The organism is Sporosarcina luteola, assembly GCF_023715585.1.
Classification (GTDB): domain Bacteria; phylum Bacillota; class Bacilli; order Bacillales_A; family Planococcaceae; genus Sporosarcina; species Sporosarcina luteola_D.
Genome location: NZ_JAMBOK010000001.1, coordinates 1,435,794 through 1,452,611 on the forward strand (window position 1 = coordinate 1,435,794; position 16,818 = coordinate 1,452,611).

Annotated in this window: 15 protein-coding genes; 3 read left to right on the forward strand and 12 right to left on the reverse strand. The window is 48.3% G+C overall.

All coding sequences use genetic code 11. The annotated features are described in order from the left end of the window. Position 1 precedes the first annotated feature (1 nt). From M3193_RS07265 to M3193_RS07275, 3 genes are all read right to left on the reverse strand, one after another. Entirely contained in the window at positions 2-1,969 is a 1,968-nt protein-coding gene (locus M3193_RS07265) for a TRAP transporter permease (protein ID WP_251625588.1), read from the reverse strand. Between the two features lie 32 nt (positions 1,970-2,001). Further along, the gene (locus M3193_RS07270; RefSeq protein ID WP_251625590.1) at positions 2,002-3,006 is read right to left on the reverse strand and encodes a TAXI family TRAP transporter solute-binding subunit; all 1,005 of its coding nucleotides are present in this window, start codon (positions 3,004-3,006) and stop codon (positions 2,002-2,004) included. A gap of 279 nt (positions 3,007-3,285) precedes the next feature. After that, positions 3,286-4,380, reverse strand: a complete 1,095-nt coding sequence (locus tag M3193_RS07275; RefSeq protein ID WP_251625592.1) for a glycosyltransferase — start codon at positions 4,378-4,380, stop codon at positions 3,286-3,288. Positions 4,381-4,630: 250 nt separating this feature from the next. Between M3193_RS07275 and M3193_RS07280 the strand changes: the two genes are divergently transcribed. Continuing rightward, positions 4,631-5,524 carry a C40 family peptidase gene (locus M3193_RS07280; RefSeq protein ID WP_251625594.1) on the forward strand — a complete coding sequence of 298 codons (894 nt, stop codon included), beginning with the start codon at positions 4,631-4,633 and terminating at the stop codon, positions 5,522-5,524. Positions 5,525-5,567: 43 nt separating this feature from the next. Here M3193_RS07280 and M3193_RS07285 read toward each other — a convergent pair whose 3' ends face one another. Then, positions 5,568-6,647: a CapA family protein gene (locus M3193_RS07285; protein WP_251625596.1), complete on the reverse strand. Its 1,080-nt coding sequence runs from the start codon at positions 6,645-6,647 to the stop codon at positions 5,568-5,570. 114 nt (positions 6,648-6,761) lie between these two features. After that, the gene (locus tag M3193_RS07290; protein ID WP_251625598.1) at positions 6,762-6,944 is read right to left on the reverse strand and encodes a hypothetical protein; all 183 of its coding nucleotides are present in this window, start codon (positions 6,942-6,944) and stop codon (positions 6,762-6,764) included. A gap of 249 nt (positions 6,945-7,193) precedes the next feature. Between M3193_RS07290 and M3193_RS07295 the strand changes: the two genes are divergently transcribed. After that, entirely contained in the window at positions 7,194-8,060 is an 867-nt protein-coding gene (locus M3193_RS07295) for a glycerophosphodiester phosphodiesterase family protein (RefSeq protein WP_251625600.1), read from the forward strand. A gap of 128 nt (positions 8,061-8,188) precedes the next feature. Here the strand turns inward: M3193_RS07295 and M3193_RS07300 are convergent, their stop codons facing one another. From M3193_RS07300 to aceA, 4 genes are all read right to left on the reverse strand, one after another. Then, entirely contained in the window at positions 8,189-9,358 is a 1,170-nt protein-coding gene (locus M3193_RS07300) for a pyridoxal-phosphate-dependent aminotransferase family protein (protein ID WP_251625602.1), read from the reverse strand. Positions 9,359-9,491: 133 nt separating this feature from the next. Next, on the reverse strand, positions 9,492-9,617 hold the full coding sequence (locus tag M3193_RS07305; RefSeq protein WP_251625604.1) for a YhfH family protein: 126 nt from the start codon (positions 9,615-9,617) through the stop codon (positions 9,492-9,494). Between the two features lie 19 nt (positions 9,618-9,636). After that, the gene (gene aceB, locus M3193_RS07310) at positions 9,637-11,247 is read right to left on the reverse strand and encodes a malate synthase A (protein WP_251625606.1); all 1,611 of its coding nucleotides are present in this window, start codon (positions 11,245-11,247) and stop codon (positions 9,637-9,639) included. 31 nt (positions 11,248-11,278) lie between these two features. After that, the gene (gene aceA / locus M3193_RS07315; protein WP_251625608.1) at positions 11,279-12,550 is read right to left on the reverse strand and encodes an isocitrate lyase; all 1,272 of its coding nucleotides are present in this window, start codon (positions 12,548-12,550) and stop codon (positions 11,279-11,281) included. Between the two features lie 184 nt (positions 12,551-12,734). On the opposite strand from aceA, the gene M3193_RS07320 reads away from it, so the two are divergent. After that, complete coding sequence (locus M3193_RS07320) at positions 12,735-13,196, forward strand: LytR/AlgR family response regulator transcription factor (RefSeq protein ID WP_251625610.1); 462 nt, start codon at positions 12,735-12,737, stop codon at positions 13,194-13,196. Positions 13,197-13,330: 134 nt separating this feature from the next. On the opposite strand, the gene leuD is transcribed toward M3193_RS07320, so the two are convergent. The 3 genes from leuD to leuB form a co-directional block, all read right to left on the reverse strand. Next, the gene (gene leuD / locus M3193_RS07325) at positions 13,331-13,918 is read right to left on the reverse strand and encodes a 3-isopropylmalate dehydratase small subunit (RefSeq protein ID WP_251625612.1); all 588 of its coding nucleotides are present in this window, start codon (positions 13,916-13,918) and stop codon (positions 13,331-13,333) included. 122 nt (positions 13,919-14,040) lie between these two features. Next, a complete protein-coding gene (gene leuC, locus M3193_RS07330; protein ID WP_251625614.1) occupies positions 14,041-15,450 on the reverse strand; it encodes a 3-isopropylmalate dehydratase large subunit in 1,410 nt (469 codons plus the stop codon). A gap of 143 nt (positions 15,451-15,593) precedes the next feature. Then, entirely contained in the window at positions 15,594-16,694 is a 1,101-nt protein-coding gene (gene leuB / locus M3193_RS07335; protein WP_251625616.1) for a 3-isopropylmalate dehydrogenase, read from the reverse strand. Positions 16,695-16,818 lie beyond the last annotated feature (124 nt).

A 16,818-nucleotide genomic window follows, 5' to 3' on the forward strand; every position in this document is an offset into this window, starting at 1 on the left:
TCTATGCAACGACTTCTTTAATCGTCTGCTCTTCTTCCGGTCTCCTTCTTTGGATGAACCAGATGATTGTAATAAGCAGAAGTCCAATGGCGCTTGTCGTCAGCTCTGGAATGATGAGCAGCAGTCCCCCTGCGAATAAGACGATTCGTTCCCAAATGCGTGCATCCCTTACGAAGTAGCCGATGACGGCGCTGCTGACACCAATCATGCCGATCAGTGCGGTCGCGATGCCGAGTATGAGCTTCACGGGAGTTACATCGACGAAAACAAGAATCGGATTATAGATGAAAATAAATGGAATGATGAATGCGGCGATTGCCAGCTTCACGGCGGTCATCCCAGTTTTGAACGGATTCGCCTTTGCTATCCCCGCCCCTGCATAGGCAGCTAAGCAGACCGGCGGCGTTATGTCGGCGACGATGCCAAAGTAGAAGACGAACATATGCGCAGCAATCGGCGCGATGCCGAATTCATTGATGAGCGCGGGAGCCGCAATTGTTGCAGTGACAACGTAGTTTGCTGTTGTCGGCAATCCCATCCCTAACACGATACATGCAATCATTGTAAAGAATAGCGCCAATATCAGGTAGCCGTTCGATAAGGCGATAATGCCCGAAGCAAATTTCGCGCCCAAGCCCGTCATGCTGACAACACCGGCGATGATGCCGGCTGTCGCTACTGCTGCAATTACAGGAAGAGCCACCCTGCCGCCTTGTTCCAATACATAAATGATTCTCTTCACACCGAACTCCGACTCCTTTCGGAAGATCGCATTGAAGATCCATACGATAACAGCGGACAGGATGCCGAATAATGCTGCACGCTGCGGTGTGAAGCCAGACATGATTGTGACGATGATGACCAAAAGCGGAATGATCATATAGCCGTCACGAACAAAGATCTTTTTGAAAACAGGCAACTCCGACTTTGGCAGCCCAAGGATTTTCAGCCGTTTTGCCTCGAAATGCGTTCCGATGAAAATCCCGGTAAAGTACAGGATTGCCGGAATGAGTGCTGCCAGCATGATAGTTGCATAGCTGACACCTAGGTACTCCATCATAATGAAGGCGGCTGCCCCCATCATCGGAGGCATGATCTGGCCGCCTGTCGATGCGGATGCTTCCGTGGCTGCTGCAAATTCCGGCTTGAATCCCGCTTTTTTCATCATCGGGATCGTAAAGCTTCCAGTCGCCACAGTGTTACCGACGGAACTTCCAGATACAGTCCCTTGAAGAGCGCTCGCAACGACGGCCGCTTTGGCGGTTCCGCCCGTATAGCGCCCGGTCAACGAGAAGGCAAGGTTGTTAAAAAATCTTCCGATTGGCGTATTTACGAGAAGCACTCCGAAAAACAGGAACAGGAAAATGAATTTCGCGGAAATTTGAATCGGCGTTCCGAACACGCCGCTTTCGCGATACCACAGATTCGTCATCGTCCGGTCGAGCGCAAATCCTTCATGGGATAAAATGCGCGTCGGGATAAGGTTTCCGTATATTGCATACAGCATCGCAACGCTTGCCACAATGACGATGGGAAGACCTACCGTTCTCCGCGTCGCTTCCAATACGAGCAATACGCCGACGATGGAAATGATGATATTCAAAGAGCTGTAGCCCGATACCCTGCTTTGGAGGATGGAATCATAAAAGAATATTTTATGGTACGCCACATACATAGCGGTAAACGCTAACAATATATCGTACCAAGGGATTTTTTTCTGAGTTTTTCTCCATGCCTTTTTTGCCGGATATAGAAGGAAGATGATTCCTAAAGCAGTTCCAAGGTGGATGGCCCCTTGCTGTTGCGATGGAAGAACGCTCGTTGACCCCGTATAGAGATGAAAGACCGTCAGCGAGACTGCGAGAAAGGTTACGACATAAGCCCATTTGCCGATTTCTACACGGAACTGATTTTCCTTGTCATATTTTTCGAGTATCTCTTGTGCATCTACCACCTTATTTTCTTTCATTTTTCGCCGCCTTTCCGCTTACTTGGCTGTTTTCACTTCAAATCCTCAAAGCCGTTGATCTTCATTTTCTCCCGCGTCACAATTTGGACGACTTCTGGATAAATGTGGCCGATGAACGCTGCATTTTTCACTGGGTTCCCTTCAAAATCCGCTTTTCCATTCAATGCATTCAACGCAGGCACGTGAACGGTCATCCCAAGATCCATCTGACCTTTGCTGATGGAAGATAAGTTTTCAACGGACGCCCCTGTTTCCATATTCGTCACATTGATGCCGTCGATATATTTATTCCAAAGGTTCGCCATCTCCCCGCCGAGCGGATAATACGTACCTCCTTGGCTGCCTGTGCCAAGTGTCAGTTCTGTTTTCCGTTTTCCTGCTGTGGCCGTCAACTCAGCCACTTCATTGTTGACCGTCAATCCTTGTTCTTCGTAATATTTTTTCGCACCTGGGTGGATCAACAGCCCTTCCGCCCCGTTCAATGCATTCTCGAGGATCATCTGCTTCGCTTGCGCATGTGTATTTTCGCTTGCATTCTCGATCATGCTCTTCGCCAATTCGTATCCGAGCTCTTCATCGATCGTATCTGTATTCCCCATTAAAATAGCAAATGCCGTTACCGTCTGTACATCTTCTGTGAGAAAATCATAAGACTCTTTCGGAATCGTGAAGCGTTTGTAGCCCGACTCCGCTTCGATTTTTGCAATCGCGTCGTCGGAGAGGCTGATCATTTTCACGTCTCCCGCGGATGCCTGCAAGCTTTCTATACTTGCTGCCGGGAGTCCCAAAATTCCGATTGAGATGTCGATATTGCCATCCTGGACTCCGTCAGCCGCAGCCCCGAAAGCTTCCTGGAAAGCCTTGTAGTCACCATCACCAATTCCATAGGCATCAAGAATGATTTTGGAGAGATTATTTGTCTCACTGGCTGGCGGGCCGATTGCAATATTCTTCTTTCCGCCCCCACCACAAGCCGATAAAACGAGCAAAGCACCTAGCACTAGTACTAACAAGCTTCTTGCGCCAATTCTTTTCAATGTCAGTCCCCCTCATTTTTCATTTTCCCTTTTCGTAAGCGCTTACAAAAATGAAGGACAATGGAGCTCTTATGGAGGTGAGTACGCTATGAAAAAAGGAGTCTACCATTAATTATATCTAAATATAGCCAATAAGCAATTAATTTTCACTTAATTCTGATTAAACATAGTAAACGCTATATAGAAAAACTCCGTCAATACGGGAGGTCATCCGCTTGATGGAGTTTCGTCTATGGGTTTCATTTCGAGTAGCTTTAAGTCGATTTACGAGGAACCATATTACTTTTTCCCTTCTTTTGACACCGCCGAATAGATTTCCACTAATCTCTCAGTAATGACATCATATGTATGTTCAGCGACTATTTCTTCAGCAATTTTCTTTCTATCTTCCGAAGGTTGCTCCAAGGCTTGCTTCAATCCATTTGCAAGGGATGCCGGATTATGAGGCTCTACGAGAATTCCCGCTTCATTGCCCAATAGGAATGAAAGTCCCCCGACGTCAGTGCCGACTACTGTAGTTCCCACAGCCATTGCTTCAAGCGCAACAAGTCCGAACCCTTCGTGATGGGATGGCAACACAAAGACATCTGCGGCTGCGATCCATTTCGCGACTTCCATTTGCGGAAGCGGTTCCTGATGGGAGGCATTAATTTTCATTTCCGACAAATGCTCTTCTAATTTTTGCATAAAGCCTTCATCTTTACTCGACCCGATCATATGAAGCACGGCGTCCGGATGATCTTCTTCTACCATCTTAAATGCTTCGATTAGATCGAGAATCCCTTTTGCTTGGATCATATTTCCGACAAACAAAACAATCTTCTTATCTAAAGGGAGACCCAATTCAGTGCGGGCATCCACTTTTGGTATCGGTTTGAAAACTTCCGTATTTACGCCCATGCTCATTACATGGACATGCTTCTCCTTCACACCAAAACGTTCAACTACATCCAATTTTAATCGTTCCCCTACAACAATAACGGCGTCAGCATTCTGTAATGTGAATCTAGTAATCGACTCAATCATCTTATTTTTGGCTGCCATTTTGTCGATATCTCCACCATGGACTGTGATGACATAAGGCAAACCAAAAATCTTTTTTCCAATGAACGATAGCAAGCCTGTCGGAAACGTGTAATGAGAATGAGTTAACGATACTTCAGACTTCTTTGTCAGCATATGGACCATTGCCTTTACGAACCAGGTAAAATACTTTTTCAAAGCAGCCTTCCCTTTTGAAGGATTGTCGATTGCAACGACATTCACTTTCAAACCTTTTGAACGGAGGTGTTCTACTTGGTTCTTTACAAAAATACCGAATGTCGGGTGCTTATGCGAAGGGTACATATTGCTGAATACAGTAAGTTGACGCATCAGAGTTCATCCTATCTTTTGAAATTCCATAATTATTTCAGTTGGTTATTCATTGAGCGATTATACCATATGCAAGAAAAACTGAACAACTCTCCACAATCTCCCTGTCATCGCATTCTATACAAACCGTTCCAACTGTAACCATATCGTAATGTGAATGTAATAATATTTGATGTTTATCCATGTTAGGATTGATTCACACATAAAGCACAGCTTCATTTTTGTGCGAAAGGGGAATTTGGGAAAAAATATGAAAAGAATCATCTTCTTAGTTTTTGCATGCCTATTGATCTCAACGTCCACTCATGACACGGCTTCAGCAAGCACATCGAATTCCCTCGTCAGTACGGCTAAAGCGTACATGGGAACACCATATAAATATGCGGGAACTACTACTTCAGGTTTTGACTGTTCCGGTTATACACAATACGTTTTCAATAAAGAAGGAGTTTCAATTCCTAGAACTACTTCCCAGCAATACTCTACTGGCAAGTCCGTTGCAAAGGCAGATTTGCAGTCTGGTGATCTCGTATTTTTCAATACGAGCGGAGCCGGCGTATCACATGTTGGAATCTATATCGGATCAAGCAATTTCATTCATGCCTCGACCAGTAGAGGTGTTATGATTTCATCAATCAATGACCCGGCTTATTGGGGTAAACGATATATTGGCGCTCGCCGTGTAACAGACTTCTCGGCTGAAACAACAATTGCTTCAACACCTCAAGTCAATTATGCAACGAGAGGCGAAGTCGCAGAAATCCTTGCTCAGGAATTGAACCTTTCAAGTAAGGCAAGCAATCAGGGGTTCACCGATATCTCGGCGTCTCATCCCCAGCATGATGCTATTGCTGCAGTTGGAGAGGCAGGGATTTTCACGGGTAATACAGCTGGAGAGTTCATGCCGAATAACTATTTGACAAGAAGTGAGCTTGCAAAAGTCTTAGTCGGCGCATTCGATCTCTCGTTAACTCCTGGGACAACCCCTTTCAGTGATGTATCCACATCCAACTGGGCGAATGACTATATTAATACGCTCTACACGAACAAATTGACAATGGGCTATGCCGATGGAACATTCGGAACAACAAAAAAGGTCACTTCAAATGAACTTCTATTATTCATTGATAGACTAAAAAAATAATACACAAATGCCCTCTGCACATAATCGTGCGGAGGGCATTTTTTCATTCAGACAAGCCGACATGTTCGGCAACCCACTTCTCATCAAAACTTGTCCTGCCAACTGCGTCTTGTAATGGCACGACTACGAATCTTTCATTCTCGTCACGGATGACAGCTGTGGGATGAAATGTCGATTTCTCCACTTCCATGAAACGTCTTCCCGCCAATTCAAAGACGGAAAGATGTACTTTCCCAATGCCGCCAATATTTGTAGAATCAAATGCTTGCGCGGAATAGAAGTTTCCGAGCGAATAAAAAACTTCCGTATGGCCGATTCTTGCATGAGGTTGCAAGACATGCGGATGGTGGCCGAAGAGGATGTCAACACCTTGTGACGCAAGCCACTCGGCTAGCTCCACCTGCCGTTCGGAAGGCTGCAGCTTATACTCATCGCCCCAATGGATAGAGACGACCGTCAGATCCGCTTCGGCTTTTAATTCCCGAATCTCCGCTTCCATTCGGTTTTTATCAATCAATGAAACCAAGTAGCCCTTCCCTTTTGGAATTGCCGCTCCGTTCAGACCGTATGCATAAGCTAAAACGCCGATACGCACACCTTTCACGTCAATTATCCGCTTCGTCCTACGATCTTCCGCTGACTCAAATGCACCGATATAAGGCATTCCGTATTCGTTCATATGCCCTATCGCCTTCAATAAGCCGCTTTCCTTTTGATCAAGCGCATGGTTATTAGCTATGGACAGCAGATCGACCCCATTCGCTTTTAAGTCCCTGATGATATGTTTCGGACTGTTGAACTCCGGATACCCGGACAATCCCAGCTCTACTCCCCCCGGCAATGATTCCTGGTTCGCGAGCAGGAGGTCGATGCTGGTCATTTGGTCTTTCACCGCACTGAACGGGATGTCGTAGCTATTATAAGTATAAAGCGGATAATGCAAGAGGATGTCCCCTACCATTCCGATTGTAAGTTCAGTTGTTTTTCCGTGAAGTTCCATCTCATACGGGTTGCTTTGAAGCACCGTAAAGTTGTCTGGACGGATGACTTCTTCTTCTTCAGTTTGAATGCACCCTGTCAATAAAAAGTTACAGATTATGGTTGCTATGGCGAAACGTTTCAAACTTCCATCCCCAGTTATAAAGTAGTAGTCTCTTTCTCACTATACTTCAACATTGAAAAATATGGAAGACGGAAAAAGCCTATGCTTCGCTAGCACGAATCATAGGTCTCCGTATTATTGTTCCCATTTACTATCCGTCGGCTCTTCTCTGCACCCAGTTGAATTCTTGAACTGCGCCATTTGCTTTTCCGCCTCTTGTTCAGGCTCTAAGTCAGGGAATTGCTTGGCATTCGGCATTCCTGTGAACGCTTTGCCTTTTTCATCATTTGGCTTTGTTTGAAAACGGTTATCCTTCATAATGAACAGCTCCTCCACGTTGATGTCTTACCTTTACGTTACCCTTAATCAGTTCTTTTAATCGGATAGCATCCAAAAAGAGCGGCCGTCAATTAATAAGCCGGCGATAATGAAAGAAACTCGCCCAGCTCAATTCTTACATTTATATTGGATATAACGTACACTTGTTTATCGTATAATTTGGAGACGTATGTCACGCTTATCTTTCATTCCAGACAACTACTAGAGCTAAAGGGGGGATATCACTTCATGAAAAAAGGGGTTCTGCTAAGCTTGCTCATCCTTCTATCGGCATGTTCGACGGCGTCAGAGGCGGCATCTCTGCCTGTAGACAAATTTCTGATCATTGCGCACCGCGGGGCTTCCGCCTACGCTCCGGAGCATTCCTTTCTGTCCTACGGATTGGCAGTGCAGATGAAGGCGGATTATATTGAATTGGATGTGCATATGACGAAAGACGGTGAACTCGTATCGATGCATGACCCTTTCGTTCATTTGCCGAATGGCATAAAACAGATCGCAGAAGTTGACTTTCATGAGTTGAAGAAAGTACACCGCGAGTCCAAATTCGACGGGAAGCTTGCGGTTTCATTGCCTGAAGGGATCGATCCGCTGCGCATCGTCACTACGGAAGAGATCTTTTCGTACTTCCAAGACGATGTTAATTACTATATCGAACTGAAATCGCCCGCCTCCTACCCAGGAATCGAGGACGCTTTGCTCGGACAGCTGAGGGCATTCGGGCTGCTGCCGCTAGCAGACACGGAACTGCCGAAAGTGATCCTGCAATCATTCGATGCCAGATCTCTAAAAAGCATCCATGAGCAGGAGCCGGCCATTCCGCTAATTCAACTGTATTCGATAAAAAATGAAACGACGCTGACGAAAATTCGGTTGGAGAAAGTCGCGGAGTATGCGTCTGGCATAGGTGTGGATAAGTCGGTTGTAACAGAGGAGTTGGTTGAGCTTGCACATGATGAGGATTTACATGTCCATCCGTTCACGGTCAATGAAGAGAAAGAAATCCGGCGCATGATTGAAATTGGTGCAGATGGCATCTTTACGGATGTGCCGGATGTGGCGGTCGAGATCGTTGAGGAGATGCGTGGTGAGTGAGGTTTTTCCAGCTGAATAAAGCGGGTCCAAAGTGCCGGAATGAGCACACCTCAACCCAACTCGAGCATAACTAGCCCACGCATAAGAAACCACCCTATTTCAGAGAAGAATAGGGTGGTTTCTGTCTATCAATAGACGAGTGTAGCCGTTGCTTCTTTAAAACGGTTGACAGCTTGCTCGATCGGCGCTTCGTAGCCCGCATCCTTCAATGCTTCACCGATCTTTTCGATTGCAGAAATCAACATTTGTTCTGTCGTGTTGCCCATATGGCCGAGGCGGAATGCTTTGCCGCCCAAATGTGCCAATGCGCCCGCGACGATAAGTCCTTCTTTCGCCAAAGCGGAACGGAATTCAGCGTCATCCAGGCCTTCCGGATACTGGAAGCAGCTCAATGTCGATGCCGCAACCGCTTCATCCGCCAACGGCTTCATGCCGTATTCCCGGAGTGCATCGCGGACGCCTCGTCCAAATGCCGTATGCCTTGCATATCGTTTTTCCAAACCTTCCTCCAGAACAAGTTTCATGCCTTCATCATATGCATAAATCAAGTTAACCGGAGGCGTCGCGAAGTATTTCGATGGATCATGCATGATTGGAATCCAGTTTTCGATATCGCAATAGTACGCCGGAATGTGCCCGAGCTGCTTGCGTGCTTCCAATGCAGTTTGATTGAACGCGACGATCGCAAGCCCAGGTGGAACGCCGATCGCCTTTTGAGAGCCCGTCAGCACGACGTCGATCTTAAAGCCCGCGCCGCCATATTCCTTGCTCATATCCTCTTCCATCGCAGCAGTTGCGCAAACTCCGTCCAATATGACGAGTGCGCCGTGTTTTTTCACGATCGGAACGAGTGCTTCCAAGTCGGCCGCAACACCTGTGGACGTATCGGCGTGCGTGATCGTCACCGCCTTGTATGTACGCTCCGATAATTTGCGCTCCACGTCTTCCGGTGCAACCTGTTGTCCCCATTCGGATTGAAGGACATCGATCTCGATTCCGAATGCCTTCCCTAGCTGGATGAAGCGGTCCCCGAAATACCCGTGGCTGATGATCAATAGACGCTCACCGGCACCGACCGTATTGACAAGAGCCATTTCCATGCCGATCGTCCCCGACCCCGCAATGACAAATACTTCTCCGTCGGTTTGGAACATCTCGCGCGTCCTCTCGATCGAACGCTTGTAAATCTCGACAAAGCGCGGATCTGTATGCCCTCTTGTCTCACTTGCCATGGCATCGTAAATCGAATCGACGACAGGCGTCGGTCCAGGAATTAATAACATCTCTTCATTTCGCAAAACGACATCCCCTTTACAGTAGATTTCTTCTTCTATTATAACCCATTCTCCGTCAGGGGTAAAAAATCCTCTTTATTCTAACTTGAAAAAGCAAAGACCCGTTTCCCTATTATGGGAAGACGGGCCATTTCTTTCAATCCTTATGCTTGCCGATACAGCGTTCGCATTCATAGAGCAGGGATTCAACTTTCTCTACAATTTCACAACCGCATTCCCGGCAGATCTTTTTCGACTTTTGCATTTCATTCGTCTTTTGCATAATGAACCTCCTCCTTTTCCTATGCTAGTTTTCTATAACCCGGCAGTGTCAGGAATTCCTCGAACTCATCGTGAAGCGTCAATTCGACGAACAGCTCAGCCGCCTCTTTGAATTTGCCGAAACGGTATTCCTTTTCGCCGAAGGTTTCATTCAATTTCTTCATCTCCTCGGCAAATACATTCATGAATAAATCAACGTCGATTTTCCTGCCATCCTCCAACTTGCCTTCCGGATGGCGGATCCATTGCCATACTTGCGAGCGGGAGATTTCCGCGGTAGCCGCATCTTCCATCAAATGATTGATCGGCGCGGCTCCATTCCCTTTCAACCACGAAGCGATGTACTGGACACCGACGCTGCAATTCATCCGAAGCCCTTCCTCCGTAATCGTCCCGGTCGGCACTTCCAGCAACTCAGCCGCCGTCACTTGCACGTCTTCCCGTTTCCTGTGAACTTGGTTTGGCGTTTCCATATGTGCATCGAATTCAGCCATCGCGACCGCGACAAGCCCCGGATGAGCAACCCATGTTCCGTCGTGTCCGTCCGTCACTTCCCGGCGTTTATCTTCGGCGACTTTCCGGAACGCTTCCTCATTCGCTTCCGGATTGTCGCGGATCGGAATCTGAGCCGCCATCCCGCCCATCGCAAACGCGTTCCGCTTGTGGCATGTCTGTATGCATAGCTGTGTGTAAGCCCGCATGAAAGGCGATGTCATCGTTACTTGCCCTCGGTCCGGCAAGATGACATCCGGTTGGCTGCGGAGGCGTTTGATAAAGCTGAATATATAATCCCAGCGGCCGCAGTTCAGTCCCGTAATATGGTCGCGCAGTTCATACAGAATTTCATCCATCTCGAATGCCGCAGGAAGTGTTTCAATTAACACCGTCGCACGTATCGTACCAGTCGGAATGCCCAGACTTTCCTGCGCGAAGACAAACACTTCATTCCACAATCGTGCTTCAAGATGGCTTTCGAGCTTCGGCAAATAGAAATATGGACCGGACCCCTTCTCCAGTAACTCCTTCGCATTATGGAAGAAATATAGCCCGAAATCGAAGAACCCCCCTGCCATCGGCTCACCGTCAATCAAGATATGCTTTTCTTCCAGATGAAGGCCTCGTGCCCTCACCATTAAAACGGCTGTCTCTTCATTCAAAGAATACTTCTTTCCATTGGAGGCCTGCTCGAATGAAATTGTCCCTCTAATGGCATCTTTGAGATTCAACTGACCGTCTATCATATTCGACCACGTCGGCGAAGTCGCATCTTCAAAATCAGCCATGAATGCTTTCGCTCCGGAATTAAGTGCATTAATAATCATCTTCCGATCGACAGGACCCGTTATTTCAACACGCCGATCCTGCAAATCATGAGGGATCTGCGCCACTGTCCAATCCCCTTCACGAATATGCTTCGTTTCCTCGAGGAAATCCAGCTTCTCGCCGGCATCGAATCGGCGCTGCCGCGTCTCCCTTGCTGCCAGCAATTCCTTTCGCCGGCCATTGAATTTTTCGTGCAGACCATAAAGGAATTCGAGCGCTTCCGGCGTTAGGATTTCCTCTGTGCCCGCCGTCATATCGCCGGTTACGTCTATATTGAAACGCGTCTTTTGAGTTGTCAGTTGAATCATCCTTTCGTTTATTCGTGAAATCGGCAGTTTCTTAGACGAATTGCGCCTCTTCCGTCGATCCTTTCATGGCCGTTGTAGAGGATGTACCTCCTGAAATGACCTGGGCGACTTCATCGAAATAGCCGGTTCCGACTTCGCGTTGGTGGCGAGTCGCTGTATACCCTTTCGATTCATTCGCAAATTCCGCTTCCTGCAGCTTCGAATAAGCCGCCATCCCGTCCGTCTTATAGCCATGCGCCAATTCAAACATGCTGTGGTTCAATGAATGGAAGCCCGCCAATGTGACGAATTGGAATTTATAGCCCATCTTGCCAAGCTCCCGCTGGAATTTACCGATCGTCTCGTCATCCAAGTTCGATTTCCAGTTGAACGAAGGCGAACAGTTATAGGCGAGCATTTTGCCCGGGAACTTTTCGTGGATCGCGTCCGCAAACCGTTTCGCTTCTTCAAGGTCCGGCGTAGACGTTTCACACCAGATAAGGTCGGCGTATGGCGCGTAGGCGAGACCTCGGGCTATCGCCTGCTCGATGCCTGCTTTTGTCTGGTAAAACCCTTCCGGCGTGCGCTCTCCGGTAATGAATGCATGGTCGCGTGGGTCGACGTCACTCGTGATCAGATCCGCCGCATCGGCATCCGTCCTTGCGATGATGATCGTCGGGACACCCGATACGTCAGCCGCGAGCCTTGCCGAAATCAAATTACGCACTGCATTCTGCGTTGGAAGAAGCACTTTCCCGCCAAGGTGGCCGCATTTCTTTTCTGAGGCAAGCTGATCTTCGAAATGGACGCCCGCCGCTCCTGCTTCAATCATCGCTTTCATCAATTCGAACACATTCAGCGGACCTCCGAATCCTGCTTCCGCGTCAGCGACAATTGGAGCGAACCAATCGAACTCGTCGAGCCTGCCCTCTGCACAATCAATCTGATCCGCACGCTGCAATGCCTGATTGATGCGTTTGACGACATTCGGCACGCTGTTCACTGGATACAGGCTTTGATCCGGATACATCTGGCCCGCCATATTCGCATCCGCAGCCACTTGCCAGCCGCTCAGATAGATTGCCTGAAGCCCTGCCTTCACTTGCTGGACGGCTTGATTCCCCGTGAGTGCGCCGAGCGCAGCGATAAAATCCTCTTCATGAAGCGATTTCCAGAGCCGCTCCGCCCCTCGTTTCGCCAATGTATGTTCAATTTGAACGGATCCCCGTAATTTGATGACATCCTCCGCACTGTATCCACGCTCGATTCCTGCCCATCGTTCATCCTGCCAGCTTTTCTCCATCTGCTCGACTTGTTCCTTCATTTCATTCCACACCTTTCATTTGATAGAGTAATTGATACTTTTCTACTGTTCCACAACAGGATAAGTTGTTATACATTACTATATAACAGAAGATTAAAACTGTCTGTGCTTTCTGACAAAACGACTGTTTTATAGGATGAATGGGGAAATAGCTCGATGAAATCGAAAAGGGGAAGATGTATCAATGGAGAAAAAGAGGTCGCGTGAAGAATTCTTTCAGCAATTTGCCAATCTAGATTGGATTCCCGTCAAACTTAACGGCGAGCCTGCTGCACTCGTCGTCAACCTTCCGCATGAGTATGAATTGGTTAAAATAAGCCCTCTCCGGTTACTCACAGGAAAGCTCGGCGATGAATGGTACCCGGTACCGATTGAACAGATCACCCATATCGAGAGCTTTCAAAAGAAGACGTTCTTCTATACGGAAGACGGGCAATTCAGCGTTTCGAGCACATTGAAGGAGCTGGAGAAGCGGCTGCCGGAGGTTTTTTTGCGCATTCACCGGTCGTATATCGTGAATACAGCCAAAATTTCGAGGATCTCGCGCGATTTCTCGTCGAATCTAGTCGTGACATTGGTGGATGGCACCGAACTGCCGGTGAGCCAGTCGTATGTGAATGATGTGAAGTGTGTGCTGGGGTTTTGAAGGGTTGGGGTTAGAAAATGCTTGGTCTTCTATTAATGGACTTGAGAATTGAACGTGGAAATGAGTTGGAGATTCATCGACAAAAAAAGACTGCAGATAGGATCTAACGTGAATCCATCTGCAGTCTCTATTCATCAAGCATGCTGTTTTTCATATGCGGCAATTTGCTCTTCATATTGGAACGTCAACGCGATTTCGTCCCATCCATTCAAGAGCATCTGCTTGTAATACGGGTCGATGTCAAAACCATATGTTTTCCCATCTTCACCTGTAACCGTCTGCTGTTCCAGGTTGATTTCCAATGTATAGGGGGCGGCGGACTCGCCTTTGGATAAAAGCTCTTCGACTTCCTCGACACGGAGCCGGATCGGCAGGATGCCGTTCTTGAAACAGTTATTATGGAAAATATCCGCAAACGATGGGGCGATAACGACTTCGAATCCGTAGTCCAGGATTGCCCACGGCGCATGCTCCCTTGAGGAACCGCAGCCGAAGTTGTCATGGGCGACAAGGACCTTGGAATCTTTGAACCTGGCATCATTCAGGACGAATTCTTTGTTTTCAGTGCCGTCCGAATGGAAACGCCAATGGTGGAAAAGGTATTTTCCGAAGCCGGTCCGTTCGATCCGCTTCAGGAATTCCTTCGATATGATCTGGTCCGTGTCAACATTTTTTCGATTCAAAGGCGTCATGACGCTGCGCACTTCATTGATCGGTTTCATGGAATCATCCTTTCTTCATCCAGCTACGGGCGCTAGCTACTCGGGTCATAAGTCGTTGCCGCAGGACGCGGCGTACTTAGACCGCGAACCTTTGCTGTGCAAGCGCCCTCCGCTTTTGTCTGTTAGACATGCGCCAATTTCATTTTACGTACATCTGTGAAATGTCCGGAAATCGCTGCGGCTGCCGCCATTGCTGGACTCATCAGATGGGTGCGGGAACCCGCCCCCTGCCTGCCCTCAAAGTTCCGGTTCGATGTCGATGCGCATCTTTCGCCAGCGGGCACGACATCATCGTTCATCGCGAGGCACATGCTGCAACCCGACTCGCGCCATTCAAATCCGGCTTCGAGGAATACATGATCTAAGCCTTCCTCTTCCGCCTGCCGTTTCACCGTGCGTGAACCTGGAACAACGATCGCTGTCACATTCGGATGCACTTTCTGCCCTGCAATCACTTCAGCAGCGGCCCGCAGATCGCTCAAGCGGGCGTTCGTACAGGAACCGATGAAGACGTGCTGGATTTCAATTTCAGTGAGCGGCGTCCCTTCTTCAAGCCCCATATAGGCGAGCGCTTTTTTCAACGCTTCCTTATCGGATTCATCCGCAAAGTCTTCCGAGGACGGCACATTTGCACTAATGCCGGAACCCATCGAAGGATTCGTTCCCCATGTGATGAAGGGCTCGATTTCATTTGCATCAATTTCGAGAACTGTGTCGTATACCGCTCCTTCATCTGTTGCCAAGGAGAGCCATTTTTCCGCAGCCTCTTCAAACGCTTCGCCTTCAGGGACATGACGGCGTCCTCTCAAGTACTCGATCGTCGTCTCATCAGGGCTGATCAAACCAGCTTTCGCCCCCGCTTCAATGGACATATTGCATATCGTCATCCGTTCTTCCATCGTCATGGAGCGGATTGCTTCGCCTGTATACTCAGCGATATGCCCCGTTCCGACGTCGATGCCGAATTTAGCGATGATGGCTAGGATGACGTCTTTCGCTGTAACGCCGAAGCCGAGCTTTCCATTGATCCGAATTTCCATCGTTTTCGGTTTTGATTGCCAAAGCGTCTGTGTCGACAGGACATGCTCAACTTCGCTCGTGCCGATACCGAACGCGATGGCGCCAAATGCACCATGCGTAGATGTATGGCTATCCCCGCAGACAATCGTTTTGCCGGGCTGTGTCAAACCGAGTTCAGGACCGATAATATGGACGATTCCCTGATCCGGATGCTCCATATCGGCAAGCTCAATGCCGAATTCCTCACAGTTTTTCTCCAATGTCGTAATCTGCTTTTTAGCGATCGGGTCGTTGATGATCGGCAAATTCCGAGTCGGGACGTTATGATCCATCGTCGCGAAGCAGAGGTCGGGGCGCCGCACTTTCCGCCCCGCCAGCCGCAAGCCTTCAAACGCTTGAGGTGAAGTCACTTCATGCAATAAATGAAGGTCGATATATAAGAGGTCCGGCTTCCCCTGTTCTTCGTACACAATATGCTGCTCCCAGATCTTTTCAATAATCGTTTTGGCCATTTGAGCTTCTCCTTCCTAAATCAATTACGCCTCGGCGTAATTGCGTCCAGATTTTTATCGAGCTTGCTCGATAAGCTCCCTTGAAAAATCTGTGACATCCGCCGGAGGCTTAATTTAATTCAGCCGGTTTTTGCTGAATTAAATTAAACATATGAAAACATGATGCTATTCGAGACGAACTGCAAATCCAGCTCACCGATCACTTTATCCGTCCATTCCATTGTCGAAAGGGCGCGATCCGATCCACCCGCAAGATCCGCAGTAAAATGGCCATCCTCAAATACGGTATCAACCGCTTTTTCAATTGCTGCCGCTTCCGTCTCCATTCCAAATGAATAGCGGAGCATCATCGCTGCCGATAAAATGGCTGCAGCCGGATTCGCGATGCCCATGCCAGCAACATCGGGCGCTGAGCCATGTACCGGTTCGTAAAGTCCGAATCCATCGGAACGAACGCTCGCGGATGGCATGAGGCCGAGTGAACCGGTGATAACGGATGCTTCGTCGCTTAAAATGTCGCCAAACATGTTTTCAGTGACGACAACATCAAAGGATTTCGGGTTCGTAATCAATTTCATCGCCGCAGAGTCGACGAGCTGATGCTCGACTTCGACATCCGGATAGCCTTTGCGCTTCTCCTCGACAACTTCCCGCCACAGCTTGCTCGACTCCAATACGTTCGCCTTATCGACGGATGTCACTTTTCCCCGTCTCATCCGTGCAAGCTCAAACGCTTTTTCAACGATGCGTTCGATTTCTTCACGCGTATAGACGAGTGTATCGACTGCTGATGTTTCGGTCTTGCGGCTCGGCTGCCCGAAGTAGATGCCGCCCGTCAGTTCACGGACGATCATCATATCGACTTCCCGGACAATTTCCTCCTTGAGAGGAGAAGCTTGAAGCAAGGAAGGGACTGCCTTGACCGGACGCAGGTTCGCGAATAAATCAAAGTGCTTCCTGATGGCGAGCAACCCTTTTTCAGGTCGCAGTTCTGATGGGTTCCGATCCCATTTTGGACCGCCGACAGCCCCTAAGAGCACTGCATCACTTGATTCACAGAGTTCAACTGTTTCTTTCGGGAGCGGGTTATTGAATGAATCGATTGCCGCCCCTCCGATTGAACCGTAATTGAAATGGAATGTGTGGTTGAATCGTCTTGCAACCACTTCAAGTACTCGCACAGCCGCTGACGTCACTTCCGGTCCAATTCCATCGCCCTGTAATACAGCTACTCTTTTTTCCATTGAACTTCTCCTCCTTGTTGTCTTCCTAATTTGCGTAATCTTCAGAACAGGAAACGTATAAATAATCCGGATTTCTGCTTCAGGCGGACGCTTTCCAATCGAACAACGAAGAGTTCGATTTGCC

Coding starts and splice junctions, on each gene's coding strand:
- leuC (WP_251625614.1), bottom strand. CDS start 15,450: ATGGCCAAAACGATTATTGAAAAGATCTGGGAGCAGCATATTGTGTAC.
- M3193_RS07320 (WP_251625610.1), top strand. CDS start 12,735: ATGGAGAAAAAGAGGTCGCGTGAAGAATTCTTTCAGCAATTTGCCAAT.
- M3193_RS07280 (WP_251625594.1), top strand. CDS start 4,631: ATGAAAAGAATCATCTTCTTAGTTTTTGCATGCCTATTGATCTCAACG.
- leuB (WP_251625616.1), bottom strand. CDS start 16,694: ATGGAAAAAAGAGTAGCTGTATTACAGGGCGATGGAATTGGACCGGAA.
- aceA (WP_251625608.1), bottom strand. CDS start 12,550: ATGAAGGAACAAGTCGAGCAGATGGAGAAAAGCTGGCAGGATGAACGA.
- M3193_RS07265 (WP_251625588.1), bottom strand. CDS start 1,969: ATGAAAGAAAATAAGGTGGTAGATGCACAAGAGATACTCGAAAAATAT.
- M3193_RS07275 (WP_251625592.1), bottom strand. CDS start 4,380: ATGCGTCAACTTACTGTATTCAGCAATATGTACCCTTCGCATAAGCAC.
- M3193_RS07295 (WP_251625600.1), top strand. CDS start 7,194: ATGAAAAAAGGGGTTCTGCTAAGCTTGCTCATCCTTCTATCGGCATGT.
- M3193_RS07305 (WP_251625604.1), bottom strand. CDS start 9,617: ATGCAAAAGACGAATGAAATGCAAAAGTCGAAAAAGATCTGCCGGGAA.
- leuD (WP_251625612.1), bottom strand. CDS start 13,918: ATGAAACCGATCAATGAAGTGCGCAGCGTCATGACGCCTTTGAATCGA.
- M3193_RS07290 (WP_251625598.1), bottom strand. CDS start 6,944: ATGAAGGATAACCGTTTTCAAACAAAGCCAAATGATGAAAAAGGCAAA.
- aceB (WP_251625606.1), bottom strand. CDS start 11,247: ATGATTCAACTGACAACTCAAAAGACGCGTTTCAATATAGACGTAACC.